This window comes from Pseudomonas sp. 32A (assembly GCF_052682255.1).
The window spans coordinates 1753877-1767328 of the sequence record NZ_JBQYLY010000001.1; the positions used below are offsets into that span (position 1 = coordinate 1753877).

Sequence of the window (13452 nt, forward strand, 5' to 3'; positions counted from 1 at the left end):
TCAGTGAAACGCCGTAGGAGACAGATGCAGGCGACGGCGGCGCAGCAGGAAAATACCCCACGCAATCAGGCACAGTATCAGCGGCACAGGCAGGATATTGAGCAGTTTCACTTTGCGCTCCAGGGCGTGCACCTCGGCGTATGACTGAACCTTCAGCGCTTGAATTTCCATGGGCAGTCGCAAGCGTTCCCTGTTGAGCGCTTGCAGCAATGCGTTGGAAGTTACGACTTGGGCGCCCGGCGAGGCCGTCCGGGGGTTCAGCAATTGCCATTCCTTTTCCGTTTGGTCCAGGCGTTGCGTTCGTTCGGCGGACTTTTCCTGGAAGGCCCGTGCCGCGTCTTCGCGCATTGCCTGTAACACCTGCAGCGATCGACCGCCACCTGTGCGGGGGCGAACATTCATCAGGGTGTCAGGCCCGGTCAGGTTATCCAGGGTGTTCAAGACAAACATCGCGTTATCTGACGAGGGGCCACTCGGCGCGTGGTTGTCGTGGAGCATTCCAGCCACACGATCGCTGAGCAGATCGGTGTCCGCGACTACCACGACATGGATGTGCACAGCCTTTTGCAAGCCGGCTTTACGCCCGCTGATCCCATCAGGAAAGACAGAGTAGGCAGGCCCCTCAATGCGGGCGGCGATGACCTGTTGCTGACCACGGGCGGCAGCCTCGGAAATCAGCGAATCGAACTGAGCCGGCAGGGCAAAGCGCTCAGCATCAAACAAGGCCGCTTGCCCGGAGCTTTGCAGCAGCGGGGTGAAGGTCATGCGGCTCTTCTTGGCGGGGGCCAGCGCTCCGCTGCTCAAGACATTGACGCTGTGGAGCTTCCAGCTGCTGATGTCATCCTGTGCCATCGCGTGGCGCGGCAAAGTCAGTGCAGCAGGATGGCGCACCGCAGGCTGGCCTGTGGTCATGATCACTGAAGTGGCGTGGTCATGATCGGCGATTACCTTATTCGCGTGCATCTGGACGCCCCAGGCAGTCAGCAATGCGTCCAGTCTGACGTTTTCCAGGGCTGCGACGCTGGTATCCAGCCCGGCAAGCGGGTCGATAAACATCATCAACCTGCCTGCACCCAATACGAATTGATCGATTGCGTACAGAGTAGGGTCAGGCAGTTTGCCGGGATGGACCACCATCAAGGTTTTGATGTGTTCGGGAATTTTCTCGATGCCTGGCTCCAGGCTAACAAGGTTGAATTGGCGGCGCAGCGCCTGCAATGACTGCCAGGGAGGCGTATTCACGCCGCTCTGCTCATCCCGTTCGCCGTCCATTGGCAGCGTGGATATCAGGCCTATCACCGGTTGCTCCGGGTGGATTACTTTATGAAGCAGGTGGCTGATCTCATATTCCAGCAGCGACTCCCGGTCCAGGCTGAATGCCTGGATGCTATGTGGCGCATGACCCGTGCTGGTACCGACAAGGCCGAAGAATCCTTGTTGGTCGTCAAGCCCCAGTAACCTGGCTTTGTAGTCGTCTTCCGAAAAAGGCTTGGGATCGATGAGGTGCAGGTTGATTTTGCCCTTTGCCGCTTTTTCATACTCCTTGAGCAACCACTCGACCCGCTTGGCGTAGCTTTTCACGGCATTGGATTTTTTTGGATGTTTGCTTGAGTTGAAAAAGTACAGGTCAACCGGTCGCTCCAGTGAGGCGAGCAGTGTCCGTACAGGTTCGGATAATGTATGGATTTTATGTTCTGAAAAATCCAGCCGTATAGTTGGGAGTTTCAGTGCCCACACCAGGTTAAAAGCAAGAAAGAGTAACAGTAGAGTGATGATTGTGAGGCTGGCGCTTAACGGCGTTCTCATCGCGACGTGTCCTTCTCAACGGTTTCTGACGTTCAGGGCAATGGTCGTCATGGCGAGAAAGGTGACGATGATGCTGATGAAGTACAAACTGTCTTGAAGCGCCAGTACCCCTTGGTCCATGGCGTCAAAGCGGGTTGAAGGACTGAGTGACGTAACGCGGTCGATGAGCCAGATCGGCGCTTGATGTTCAATGGCATCAAGAATGGAAGACAATCCGCTGGCGACCAGCAGTAAACACAGGGTGACCGTAAATATGATGAGGCGATGGTGTGTCAGTGTGCAGATAAAACTGCCCGCCGATAGATAACTTCCGGCGAGTAGCCAACTTCCAAAGTATTGGGATGCAATGACGGCATTGTCCGGGTTTCCAAAGTAATTGACGGTGATGACGATGGGAAAGGTCAATATCAAGGCAACGCCAGAAACAATCCAGGCCGCCAAAAACTTCCCGACCACCCTCTCGAAACCCGTGACGGGCAGGGTGCTCAGGAAGTCCATGGAGCCCGCAGTGTGTTCATCCGCCCAAAGTTGTGTGGAAAGCACAGGGGTCAACAGCAAATAAAGCCATGGGTGCAGTTGGAAGAAGCCATGCAAGTCAACGCTGTTTTGTTCCAGTAGCTGACTTGTATAGAAGCCACATACAGCGGCGGCGGTCAGGAAAACAGCAGTGCTCAGGTAAGTGATGGGCGCGGAAAAGTAACTGGCCAGTTGACGCTTGATGATGACCGGTAGAAGTTTCAAACCGAAGCCTCCTGGCTCATGTGATGGATAACGTCATCCAGGCGTCCGGGCTCCAGGGTCAGGGTATTGATTTTCCAGCGGCGCTGGGTGATCAGTGCGTTGATATGGGGGTAAATGGTTTGCCCCGGCATGGCGAGTACGGTCACTGTGCCGGGCGTCTCGCGGTCTTCCTCGATGCCGGCAACCCCGGGTAATACCGCCAGGGCCAGCAGGTCCAGCGGCGTGTCGGCTGCAAGGGTGACTGCCTGGTAATGCCGGGAACTGCGCTGCAGTTCGGACAAGGAAGTGTCTGCCACTAATTGACCGTCGGCGATGATCAGTGCCCGATTACAAATCCCGGTCAACGCTTCGGGCGTGCGGGACGCGACAATGATCGTCATTTCGTCGGTCAGCGACTTGATGAGCATTCTGACTTTGTGTTTCTGGTCGGCATTCAGACCTGCCGTTGGCTCATCGAGCAACAGCAGGCTGGGCTCATGCAGGATTGCCTGAGCGATGGCTACTTTACGTTTCAACCCTGCCGGGAGGGTTTCGATGGAGTATTTGAGTATCCGGCAAAGTTCAAGCCGTGCGGCCGCGCGGTCAATCATCTTGCGTTTTTCCGCGCCGCGGAATCCGCGCATGTCGGCAATAAAGCTGAGGAAGCCCTTTACGCTCATTACGCTATGGCTCAGGCATCGTTCTGGCTGGTAGCCGGTGATTTTCTTCGCCTGGAGTGTATTGAGGACAATATCGTTACCGAATACTTTTACATGGCCTGAAGAGGGGGGAATCGAGCCTGCTATCATTTTGACGATAGTTGTTTTTCCCGCACCGTCATTTCCAAACAATCCCAGGCATTCCTGAGGTTGGGCATTGAATGAAAAGTCGTGGATGATGTTTTTCCCGCCCATCCTTTTTGTCAGGCTCGTTATCTCGATCATTATGCTTTTCTACTGAATGTTTATGGCAAGGCTCGGTTAAGCCGAGACCTCGAATAACCTGCATGAGTGGCAGGTTGTGAATGTTCGAAAAGTCAAAAGTTGAAATATTTTGTTATGCGCGTGTCCAGGGTCGTTTTGTTAAAAAATGGTACGTTCAATAGGCAGCCTTGGAAACGTTGAAGCGCGTGAATAAGATAAGTCCTACGTGTCAAGCGATGGCTCGCTGAAACAATTGTTAGGCTTTTGATGTTTTAATTACTGTCGTTGTTTATTTGGCGTGTATTTGTTCTGCCAATTTGAAATGGAGCCTGAACGTCATGCTGCTTCTACGTACCCTTGTTCTTGAACAATCCGGGCATGATGCACCGGTCAACGGCGCACTGCTGTGTGGTTTTGCAGTGGCTCAGATCGCTTCGAACTTCCTTGCCTATAGCCTGGATGAAGAGACAGAACCCGGTAGTTCACGGGTATACATCGCAGCGTTGCGCAAAAAGTCCGATCGGTACTTTCTGGGCGCGATAGATTCCAAGGAAGACCTGCAAATAGCGACCCATGTCTTCAAGCAAATACTGACGCTTGCCGCAGCATCCGGTACCAAGTCCGCAAACACCGGCGAAGCTCAGATTCCTTATCATTTTGTTGACCTCAAAGGCTGCAAGCTGCCTGCCGCCAGGCCTGAAGATCATCATTCGTTGACGATCAAGAAATCCCTGGTGATGAAGGTCATTACCCTGGGAACCTCGACGCCCGGTTTGCCCGCCATCGAAAGCAACTCGTTGATTGTCCCTTCGATTCGTTTCTCCTCAAGGATGATTTCTCCTACGAGGGCCGCGGACGCTTCCGAGCCCCCGCCGCCGTTGCCCGAACCGGTGTCACAGGCACCCGTGGATATGTTCGAGATAACCGAGCCACTGATCGAGCCGCCCATCGAGGCGCCGGTAGTCGTCGTGCCTCCGCAGGCTCCGGTAGCGCCACAGCCTGAACCCACCCACCAGGCGCCGCTGCCTGCCCGGCAGGAAACGCCCTCCCTGTTCGAGGTGGACGATACGCTGGCCAATCTTTCCCGAGTGGCGCAAGAGTTGACGCAGCAAAAGCTCAGCGTGCTCAAGCAGGAGGAAGCACTTGAGCAACGACGCCTCGAACTGCGCCAGGAAAAGCTCGAGCTTGAGCAGGAGATTCAACGGAGTGCCGAGAAAGTTGCCGAAAAAGAAGCTTCCCTGGAACAGTTGGCCCGCACGCTGACTGCCCGGGAGGAGCATCTGGCGGGGTGCTCGGTGTTAAACCAGGCAGAGCAGCGTCGAATGGACGAGCGTGCACGCTACCTGGAGAGCGAGGAAGCCCAGGTGCAGAACCGTGAACGGTTGGTCAGTCACAAGGAGCAGCAACTGACGGCTGCACTGGTTCAGTTGCCTGTCCTGCGGGAAAACCTGAGGGGCGCGCTTCAAACCCTGGACGAGTCGCTTGCACGGCTGGCTGAGACCGGACGCAGCCAGCCTGAAAGCCGGCAGCTTGGGCAAGATGCAGATTGACGCTGAGGGGCAGAATCCATCGGTAGGTCTGGCTACTTTCCTCTGTTCATTTATCATCGACCTCCACCGCTGGCATCGGGCGTTAAATGCGTTGTGCCGGATGCAGCAGCGGGTCTGAACATTGGAAACTTCCAGGGGATGTAGAGCTTTTGAGCACCAAGCTGATTACCAAAGAAGGTCATGAAGCCCTGAAAAAGGAGCTTGATTACCTGTGGCGAGAAAAGCGTCCTGATACCACCCGTAAAGTCACGTGGGCCGCTTCCCTGGGAGATCGGAGCGAAAACGCCGACTACCAGTACAATAAGAAGCTGCTGCGGGAGATTGATCGCCGGGTGCGCTATTTGCGCAAGCGTCTGGAAGACATGCGCGTGGTGGAGTACATGCCGGAGCAGGAAGGCAAGGTGTTCTTCGGCGCCTGGGTGAAGATCGAAAACGAACAGGGCGAGACCAAGCGCTTTCGTATCGTAGGTTACGATGAGATCTATGAACGCATGGACTACATCTCCATCGACTCACCCATGGCGCGTGCGTTGCTGCGCAAAGAAGTGGATGACGAGGCACTCGTGCAGACCCCGAGTGGCGAAGTGTGCTGGTGGATCACCGCCATCGAATATGTGAAGTAACAACGGATGGCCCGCCCTCTTGATAGAGTGCGGGCCATTTGCGTTTTCAGCCCTCGCGCAGCACCGTCAACGGGCTGGCATTCAGCGCGCGACGAGTGCCAAACACACCGGCACCGCCGATCAGTACCGCACCGATCACCGGCAGCAGCAATAGCCACGGATGGGGGTGCCAGACCAGGTCGAACGCGTAGCGATACAGCACCAGTGTCACCAGTTCCGTACCCAGCGCCGCCAACAGGCCGCTGACCGCGCCCAACAGTCCGAACTCGATACGCCGCGCCTTGACCAGTAACTTGCGCTCTGCTCCCAGCGCCCGCAGCAGGGCACCTTGGCGAATCCGCTCATCGAGGGTTGCCTGGAGCCCGGAGAACAACACCGCCATCCCCGCCGCCAGGACAAACAACAGCACATACTCCACCGCCAGGGTGACCTGGGCGAGGATGCTGCGCAGCTGTTCAAGCAGCGCCTCCACTTGCAGGATGGTCACGGCCGGGAAGGCCCGGGACAGGTCGACGATCTGCTGGTCATGACCGGGTGCCAGGTAGAAGCTGGTCAGGTAGGTGGTAGGCAGGTCCTTCAAGGTGCCTGGCTGGAAGATCATGAAGAAGTTCGGCTGGAAGTTATCCCAGTTGATCTCCCGCAGGCTGGTAACCCGCGCTTCACGGTTTTCTCCGCCGACGGTGAAGATCAGGTGATCGTTGAGCTTGAGTTTCAGGCTGTCAGCGACCTTGGCCTCCACCGAGACGCCGGGAATCTCGTCGGTGGGTTGCGCCGTCCACCACGAACCCGCCGTCAGCGTGTTGCCTGGCGGCAGGTCGGCGGCCCAGGTCAGGCTCAAGTCGCGCTGTACTGCACGATCGCCGCTGGAGTCCTTGCTGACGATTTCCTGCACCGGGGCGCCATTGATGCTGATCAATCGGCCCGGCACTACCGGATACAGCGGTGCAGACTGTGCCTGCAATTCCAGCAGGCGTGCGCCGAAGGTGTCTTTGTCGGCGGGCAGAATGTTCAGCGCGAAATAGTTGGGGGCGTCCTTGGGCAACTGGTTTTGCCAGGTGTCGAGCAATTCGCCACGCAGCAGCGCGATCAAGCCCATGGACAACAGGATCAGCCCGAATGCCAGGGACTGGCCCGCCGCCGCCAAGGGATGACGCAGCAACTGGCCCAACCCCAGGCGCCAAGGCAGGGACGCACGGGCCAGCAGGCGTCGCAGGCTTTGCAACAGGAGCAGGAGCAGACCGCCGAGAACCAGTGCGGCAATCACACCGCCGCCCAGCAGGGCGAAGGTCAGTACCAGGTCGAGGCTCAAGCGCCACATGATCAGGCCAAGTGCGAACAGCGCGGCACCGTAGACCATCCAGGTGCTGGAAGGGATCGGCAGCAGGTCGCGCCGCAATACCCGCAACGGTGGCACGCGCCCCAGCGCGGCCAGTGGCGGCAGGGCGAAACCGGCGAGGGCGACCAGCCCGGTACCAATCCCGGCAATCGCCGGCAACAGCCCGCCGGGTGGAACGTCCGCCGGCAGCAGGTCATGCAACAGCGCAAACAACCCCAATTGTGCGAGCCAGCCGAGCAGGGCGCCGGTCAGGCTGGCCAGCAGGCCCAGCACGGTCAATTGCAGGCTGAACAGCAGCATGGTCTCGCGCCGGGACAGCCCGAGGCAGCGCAATAAGGCACTGGCATCAAAGCGTCGGCTGGCGAAGCGATTGGCCGAGAGCGCCACGGCCACGCCGGAGAGCAGCACCGCCACCAGGCTGGCCATGTTCAAGTAACGTTCGGCCTTGCCCAGGGCGCCGCCGATCTGCTGGTTGCCGTCGCGCGCATCCTGCAGCCGCTGGTTGGCAGCCAGGCCGGGCTTGACCAGGTCGCGATAGGTTTGCAGTACGGTGCCGCCTTGGGGCGCGCGCCACAGGTCGCGATAGCTGACACGGCTCCCCGGTTGCACCACGCCGGTGGCGTCGAGGTCGGCCAGGTTGATCATCACCCTGGGCGTCAGGCTATAGAAGTTGCCGGCGCGGTCCGGCTCGTAGGTCAGCACGCGGGCCAGGCGCAGGGTCTTCATGCCGACGTCGATGCTGTCGCCGATTTTCAGGTTCAGTGCCGTCAGCAGTCGCGCTTCCACCCAGGCTTCACCGGGCTTGGGACCACCCCCGGCGGTTTCCTCGGCGAAGGGTTCTGCGGCGCTCTTCAGCTCGCCGCGCAACGGGTACTCGTCGTTGACCGCCTTGATGCTGGAGAGCTGGATGCCATTGTCGGTGGCAATAACACTGGAGAACTCCACGACCCTGGCGTGCTGCAAGCCCAGCTCGGTACCACTCTGGATTTGCTCGGTACGGGCGGGTGAGCTGCCTTCCAGCACCAGGTCGGCCGCGAGGAATTCCGTGGCACGCAACATCATGGCGCCGTTCAGGCGCGCACCGAAGTAGCCAATGGCGGTGCTGGCGGCGACGGCCACCAGCAGGGCGAAAAACAGCACGCGCAATTCGCCGGCGCGGGCATCGCGCAGCAACTGGCGAAGGGCAAGGCTGAACAGGCGCAACAAGGGCAAGCGTGCCATCAAGGCTCCAGGGGCGCGACCATCAGGCCGGCTTCAAGACGGATCAGGCGGCGGCAGCGGTGGGCCAGGCGCTCGTCATGGGTCACCAGCACCAGGGTCGTGCCGCTCTCTTTGTTGAGTTCGAACAACAGGTCGCTGATACGCTCGCCAGTGTGGCTGTCGAGGTTGCCGGTGGGTTCGTCGGCAAACAGCACGTCCGGTTCGGCGGCAAACGCCCGGGCAATCGCTACCCGTTGCTGTTCGCCACCCGAGAGTTGGCGCGGCGAGTGAGTGAGGCGCTGGCCCAGGCCGACGCGCTCCAGCAGGTGCCTGGCACGTTCGCGGGCGTCCTTGCGGCCGTCCAGTTCCAGGGGCAGCATCACGTTTTCCAGGGCATTGAGGCTGTCGAGCAACTGGAAGGACTGGAACACAAAGCCCACGTGCTCGGCGCGGATGCGCGCACGCTGGTCTTCGTCGAGGGTACTCAGGGCTTGGCCGGCGAGGGTGACTTCGCCACTGCTCGGCAGGTCGAGGCCGGCCAGCAGGCCGAGGAGGGTGGATTTGCCGGAACCGGAGGCGCCGACGATAGCCAGGCTATCGCCCTTGTTCAGTTCCAGGCTCAGTTCGTGCAGGATAGTCAGTTCACCTTCCGCGCTGGGAACCACTTTGCTAAGGTTTCGCGCGGTGAGAATGCTTGCGCCCATGGAGAATCCAATGCGAATGTGGTTTTTGAGTGCTGGCCTGGCCTTGATGTGCATGGCCCAGAACGCAGCGGCGGGTACAGTCCTGATCGTTGGCGATAGTATCAGTGCCGGTTTCGGACTGGATACCAGCAAAGGGTGGGTAGCGTTGTTGGGACAACGGCTCAAGAGCGAAGGTTTCGACGATAAAGTGGTCAACGCCTCCATCAGCGGTGACACCAGTGCCGGAGGCCTGGCGCGGCTGCCGGCGGCGCTTGCAGAGCATAAGCCGGACCTGGTGATCATTGAGCTGGGCGGCAATGACGGCCTGCGTGGGCAGCCACCTGCGCAATTGAAACAAAATCTTGCATCGATGATCGACCAGTCCAAGGCTCGCGGTGCCAAGGTGCTGCTGTTGGGCATGCAGTTGCCGCCTAACTACGGCCCGAAATACACCACCGCGTTTGCGCAGGTTTACGGGGATCTGGCCAAGGAAAAAAGCGTCCCGCTGGTACCCTTTTTCCTTGAAGGCGTCGGCGGCCATCCCGAGTTGATGCAGGCTGACCAATTGCACCCGGCGGTTGGCGCGCAGGGCAAGTTGCTGGAAAATGTCTGGCCAACGCTAAAACCACTGCTATGACGCTTTTCTAGCAGCGGTCTTTCGGCTAAGGTGGCGCCCCCCCGATTTGGAGCCCCCGATGTCGCGTCCTGCCTGGTCCCTGTTTGCCTACCAACTGATCGAGCCTGACGAACAGCTGGATCTGTTCGCCTGCCAGGAAGTCCGGGTGCATCTGGTGACGCGTCAATTGGAGTTGGGCGGGTCGATTGACCGTACCCTCTGCGGTACGTTATTGCCCGCCCAGCCGCGCTGGTCGTCGGTGGATCGCTCGATCTTTCAGGACCAGCGTTTGTGCCCCCTGTGCCGGGCGATCCTCGAGTCGCAAAAGCGCGGCACACCGCCGATCTGGCCAGAGCTGCGCTTCGAACTTTGAATATGGGTGCCCGCCGGGCAGCCGTGTACAATCCATTTTTTACTACCCGTCGATCTGCGAAGGAATTCCCGGATGTTGTCGCGCCTTTCCGCCGTCACCTGCTGCCTGTCTCTTGCTGCGCTCTGCGCGGCCGGTTCCGCTGCAGCGTTGCAGTTGCCTTTGCCGCCACCGGGTGAAGATATCGTTGGCCAGGTCCAGGTGATCAAAGCCAAGTACGAAGATACCTTCGCTGACCTGGGCACCACCTACGACCTGGGCTATTCGGAGATGGTCGCGGCCAACCCGGGCGTCGATGCCTGGTTGCCGGGGGCGGGTACCGAGATCGTGTTGCCGACGCGCTTCATCCTGCCACCCGGCCCCCGTGAAGGCATCGTGATCAACCTGGCGGAATACCGGCTCTATTACTACCCCAAGGGCCAGAACGTGGTGTACACGTTCCCGTTGGGGATTGGCCGTGAAGGCTGGGGTTCACCGGTGGCTCACACCACGATCACGGGCAAGATCCCGAACCCGACCTGGACCCCGCCAGCCTCGATCAAGGCCGAACACGCCGCCAATGGCGACCCGTTGCCGAACGTGGTGCCTGCTGGCCCGGACAACCCGTTGGGGCCGTTCAAGTTCACCCTGGGCACGCCCGGCTACCTGATCCACGGCTCCAACATGAAATTCGGCATCGGTACCCGTACCAGCCACGGTTGCTTCCGCATGTTCAACAACAACGTGCTGGAAATGGCCGACATGGTGCCGGTGGGTACCTCGGTGCGGATTATCAACGACGCCTACAAGTTCGGCGCAGCCGGGGGCAAGGTTTACCTGGAAGCGCATACGCCGTTGAACGACGATGGCACGCCGTCGGTAGTCGACAAGCACACCGCGGTGATCAACGCTTTGCTCAAGCGTGAAGACCTGTCCAACAACCTGCGGGTCAACTGGGACCAGGTGCGTGACGTGGTTGCCGCCGAAGACGGTTTGCCGACGGAAATTGGTGTGCCGGGCGGGGCGCCAATGGTGTCGAGTACGCCGGTCGATCTGCAGCAATAAGCCTGCACGATCCATAACCCGTTATCGCCTCGCGCGGTGACGGGTTTTTTATTGTCTGGAATCCAGCCAAATGGCGGGCAAAAAAAAGCCGATCCAAGAATGGACCGGCTTGATAACAACCCCGAAGGATTATTACTTGCGGCTTGCTTTTTCAAGCATGCGCAGAGCGCGCTCGTTAGCTTCGTCAGCAGTCTGTTGTGCTTTTTGAGCAGCAGCCAGAGCTTCATCAGCTTTACGATAGGCTTCGTCTGCACGAGCCTGGGAGCGAGCTGCTGCGTCTTCAGTTGCAGTCAGACGAGCTTCGGTTTCTTTGGAGACGCTGCTGCAACCGGTAGCCAGAACTGCGGCCAGAGCCAGAGCAGAGAATTTCAGAACGTTGTTCATCGTGTTCCCCTTCAAGGACTTTCTATTAAATGACTACTCTCTCAGAGTGAGCTAATAGCCGGCGTACATACTACCCATTACTTGTAGTAAGTAAACTGACGTAGCGCAAGAAGCAAAAAAAATTCTCGCGGCCAATCTATTTTGGCTAATCTTTTGAGAGTCTGTATAAAAAATATCCAGATTCTTGCACTCGGCCGAGGATTGGATCCAGCCTGAAAGGGCCGGCCGGCATGTGTTAAGCCATGTAAAGATAAGTCATTTTATATATCGTCCCTGACACTATTGTTCAGATTGTCTTTTCGGTGTTCGGTATCTTTTGTGCATGTTGAGGTGACTTTAAGAGCGCGTGTTCGTCTCAAGCTTCAACTGCCGGCAATGTTCAGGCCATCGACCTAAGGATGCTCGATTGGCCCTTTCTATGTCCGCCAGCGCAACGGAAGACGAGCGCGTCTTGAGCAATTGTGCGATTGGCGCCTACTATTTCCCTGTGTTGGTTGTGAGCGCTAGTGCGAGGCACTGGTGGCTTTTCTCGTTGTCGAAACCGGCACCGGGTGGCGTAGATGTTCCTTCGCCGGAAAAACATCGGTAAGGTAGGGGTCAGAAACCAAGACCCGCGAGGAGTAGTGATGAGCGAGGCGTTGTCCATCCACCATGACCAGGCTGGTCATCAGTTCGAGACCAATGTGGACGGTCATCGTGCCTATCTGACCTATATGGACCTTGGGAAGCAGACCCTGGATATCTATCGCACCTTCGTGCCCAACGCTTTGCGAGGCCGTGGCATTGCTGCCGCGCTCACCGAGGAAGCGTTGAAGTTCGCCGAAGAGGCAGGCTATACGGTGATCCCGTCCTGCTCCTATGTGGAGCGCTACATGGAGCGCCACCAGCGCCATGCCGCAAAGCTTTGAGCATTGAGTAGGGCGGGACGCAGCGCATCCCAGGATGCATTCCCACGCAAAGCGTAGGAACGATCAAAAAAAACGCCGGGTTTAGCCCGGCGTTTTTGTGTCCGCAGTCTTTGCTCAGCCGCGTTGGCGCTTGGGCAAGACGTCCTTGAGCTTGGCATGCATGCTGCGCAAGGTAGTCTCGGTGGCAGCCCAGTCGATGCAGGCATCGGTGATCGACACGCCGTATTGCAGGTCGGCCAGATCCTTTGGAATCGCCTGGCAGCCCCAGTTCAGGTGGCTTTCGACCATCAGGCCGATGATCGACTGGTTGCCTTCCAGAATCTGGTTGGCCACGTTCTCCATCACCAGCGGTTGCAGGGCCGGGTCCTTGTTGGAGTTGGCGTGGCTGCAATCGACCATGATGTTCGGCTTGATCTTCGCCTTGTTCAGCGCCTGTTCGCACAGGGCCACGCTGACCGAATCATAGTTGGGCTTGCCGTTGCCGCCACGCAGTACCACGTGACCGTAGGCGTTGCCCTTGGTGGTGACGATGGACACGCCACCTTCCTGGTTGATACCCAGGAAACGGTGCGGGCTGGACACCGACTGCAGGGCGTTGATCGCCACCGTCAGGCCGCCGTCGGTGCCGTTCTTGAAGCCCACAGCCGAGGACAGGCCGGAAGCCATTTCCCGGTGAGTCTGGGATTCGGTGGTACGTGCACCAATCGCCGACCAGCTGATCAGGTCTTGCAGGTACTGCGGGGAAATCGGGTCCAGGGCTTCGGTTGCCGTCGGCAGGCCCATTTCCGCGAGGTCCAGCAGCAGTTGACGACCGATGTGCAGGCCATCCTGGATCTTGAAGGAGTCGTCCAGGTACGGGTCGTTGATCAAGCCTTTCCAGCCGACGGTGGTGCGCGGCTTCTCGAAATAGACGCGCATCACCAGGTACAAGGTGTCGGACACTTCTGCCGCCAGCACCTTCAGGCGCTCGGCGTATTCGTGGGCAGCCTTGAGGTCATGGATCGAGCACGGCCCGATGACCACGAACAGGCGGTGGTCGGTGCCGTCGAGAATCTCACGGATGACTTCGCGGCCCTTGGTGACGGTCTGCAGGGCAGCGTCGCTCAGGGGGATTTCGCGCTTGAGCTGATCGGGCGTGATCAGGGTCTCGTTGGATTCGACGTTAAGGTCGTTGATCGGTAAATCAGCCATCGTGTTACTCGTCAGGGTCACGGGTGCCGGCCGCCAGCGAACCCCGTGCGGCGGAGCACAGCATGATTTAAGTGCAGCGGGGAGCCGAACCTTAGCGC

General features: G+C 58.7%; 13 protein-coding genes. 6 read left to right on the plus strand and 7 right to left on the minus strand.

Annotated elements, in window-relative coordinates:
• Genes ACUN0G_RS08015 through ACUN0G_RS08025 form a run of 3 tightly spaced genes read right to left on the minus strand, consistent with a single transcriptional unit; the run spans window position 1 to window position 3470 of the window.
• The gene (locus tag ACUN0G_RS08015; RefSeq protein WP_445573075.1) at window positions 1-1806 is read right to left on the minus strand and encodes a Gldg family protein; all 1806 of its coding nucleotides are present in this window, start codon (window positions 1804-1806) and stop codon (window positions 1-3) included.
• 15 nt (window positions 1807-1821) lie between these two features.
• Window positions 1822-2547 (minus strand): ABC transporter permease, encoded by a 726-nt coding sequence (locus ACUN0G_RS08020; protein ID WP_445573076.1) that lies wholly within the window; start codon window positions 2545-2547, stop codon window positions 1822-1824.
• Window positions 2544-3470 (minus strand): ABC transporter ATP-binding protein, encoded by a 927-nt coding sequence (locus ACUN0G_RS08025; protein ID WP_445573077.1) that lies wholly within the window; start codon window positions 3468-3470, stop codon window positions 2544-2546. Before ACUN0G_RS08025 ends, ACUN0G_RS08020 begins: the two co-directional genes overlap by 4 nt.
• A gap of 317 nt (window positions 3471-3787) precedes the next feature.
• Here ACUN0G_RS08025 and ACUN0G_RS08030 point away from each other — a divergent pair, with 317 nt between their 5' ends.
• Window positions 3788-4999, plus strand: coding sequence for a hypothetical protein (locus ACUN0G_RS08030; RefSeq protein ID WP_445573078.1), 1212 nt, complete (start codon window positions 3788-3790; stop codon window positions 4997-4999).
• Between the two features lie 149 nt (window positions 5000-5148).
• Window positions 5149-5622: a transcription elongation factor GreB gene (gene greB, locus ACUN0G_RS08035; RefSeq protein WP_445573079.1), complete on the plus strand. Its 474-nt coding sequence runs from the start codon at window positions 5149-5151 to the stop codon at window positions 5620-5622.
• Between the two features lie 46 nt (window positions 5623-5668).
• Here greB and ACUN0G_RS08040 read toward each other — a convergent pair whose 3' ends face one another.
• On the minus strand, window positions 5669-8179 hold the full coding sequence (locus ACUN0G_RS08040; RefSeq protein WP_421524706.1) for an ABC transporter permease: 2511 nt from the start codon (window positions 8177-8179) through the stop codon (window positions 5669-5671).
• Entirely contained in the window at window positions 8179-8862 is a 684-nt protein-coding gene (locus ACUN0G_RS08045; RefSeq protein WP_010176179.1) for an ABC transporter ATP-binding protein, read from the minus strand. Before ACUN0G_RS08045 ends, ACUN0G_RS08040 begins: the two co-directional genes overlap by 1 nt.
• Window positions 8863-8872: 10 nt before the next feature.
• Here ACUN0G_RS08045 and ACUN0G_RS08050 point away from each other — a divergent pair, with 10 nt between their 5' ends.
• From ACUN0G_RS08050 to ACUN0G_RS08060, 3 genes are all read left to right on the plus strand, one after another.
• Window positions 8873-9478, plus strand: a complete 606-nt coding sequence (locus tag ACUN0G_RS08050) for an arylesterase (protein WP_445573080.1) — start codon at window positions 8873-8875, stop codon at window positions 9476-9478.
• Between the two features lie 58 nt (window positions 9479-9536).
• Window positions 9537-9830 carry a hypothetical protein gene (locus ACUN0G_RS08055; protein WP_003218723.1) on the plus strand — a complete coding sequence of 98 codons (294 nt, stop codon included), beginning with the start codon at window positions 9537-9539 and terminating at the stop codon, window positions 9828-9830.
• Between the two features lie 72 nt (window positions 9831-9902).
• Window positions 9903-10871 (plus strand): L,D-transpeptidase family protein, encoded by a 969-nt coding sequence (locus tag ACUN0G_RS08060; RefSeq protein WP_258344520.1) that lies wholly within the window; start codon window positions 9903-9905, stop codon window positions 10869-10871.
• A gap of 132 nt (window positions 10872-11003) precedes the next feature.
• On the opposite strand, the gene oprI is transcribed toward ACUN0G_RS08060, so the two are convergent.
• A complete protein-coding gene (gene oprI, locus ACUN0G_RS08065; protein ID WP_003172710.1) occupies window positions 11004-11255 on the minus strand; it encodes an outer membrane lipoprotei OprI in 252 nt (83 codons plus the stop codon).
• A 626-nt stretch (window positions 11256-11881) separates the two neighbouring features.
• Here oprI and ACUN0G_RS08070 point away from each other — a divergent pair.
• Window positions 11882-12163: a GNAT family N-acetyltransferase gene (locus ACUN0G_RS08070; protein ID WP_003189869.1), complete on the plus strand. Its 282-nt coding sequence runs from the start codon at window positions 11882-11884 to the stop codon at window positions 12161-12163.
• 114 nt (window positions 12164-12277) lie between these two features.
• Here ACUN0G_RS08070 and ACUN0G_RS08075 read toward each other — a convergent pair whose 3' ends face one another.
• A complete protein-coding gene (locus ACUN0G_RS08075; RefSeq protein WP_017477367.1) occupies window positions 12278-13354 on the minus strand; it encodes a 3-deoxy-7-phosphoheptulonate synthase in 1077 nt (358 codons plus the stop codon).
• Between the last annotated feature and the right edge of the window lie 98 nt (window positions 13355-13452).

Bases quoted from the DNA above. Each gene is read 5' to 3' on its own strand.
- ACUN0G_RS08025 (WP_445573077.1), bottom strand. From the start codon at position 3,470: ATGATCGAGATAACGAGCCTGACAAAAAGGATGGGCGGGAAAAACATC.
- ACUN0G_RS08045 (WP_010176179.1), bottom strand. From the start codon at position 8,862: ATGGGCGCAAGCATTCTCACCGCGCGAAACCTTAGCAAAGTGGTTCCC.
- ACUN0G_RS08060 (WP_258344520.1), top strand. From the start codon at position 9,903: ATGTTGTCGCGCCTTTCCGCCGTCACCTGCTGCCTGTCTCTTGCTGCG.
- ACUN0G_RS08030 (WP_445573078.1), top strand. From the start codon at position 3,788: ATGCTGCTTCTACGTACCCTTGTTCTTGAACAATCCGGGCATGATGCA.
- ACUN0G_RS08015 (WP_445573075.1), bottom strand. From the start codon at position 1,806: ATGAGAACGCCGTTAAGCGCCAGCCTCACAATCATCACTCTACTGTTA.
- oprI (WP_003172710.1), bottom strand. From the start codon at position 11,255: ATGAACAACGTTCTGAAATTCTCTGCTCTGGCTCTGGCCGCAGTTCTG.
- ACUN0G_RS08050 (WP_445573080.1), top strand. From the start codon at position 8,873: ATGCGAATGTGGTTTTTGAGTGCTGGCCTGGCCTTGATGTGCATGGCC.
- ACUN0G_RS08055 (WP_003218723.1), top strand. From the start codon at position 9,537: ATGTCGCGTCCTGCCTGGTCCCTGTTTGCCTACCAACTGATCGAGCCT.
- ACUN0G_RS08070 (WP_003189869.1), top strand. From the start codon at position 11,882: ATGAGCGAGGCGTTGTCCATCCACCATGACCAGGCTGGTCATCAGTTC.
- ACUN0G_RS08040 (WP_421524706.1), bottom strand. From the start codon at position 8,179: ATGGCACGCTTGCCCTTGTTGCGCCTGTTCAGCCTTGCCCTTCGCCAG.
- ACUN0G_RS08075 (WP_017477367.1), bottom strand. From the start codon at position 13,354: ATGGCTGATTTACCGATCAACGACCTTAACGTCGAATCCAACGAGACC.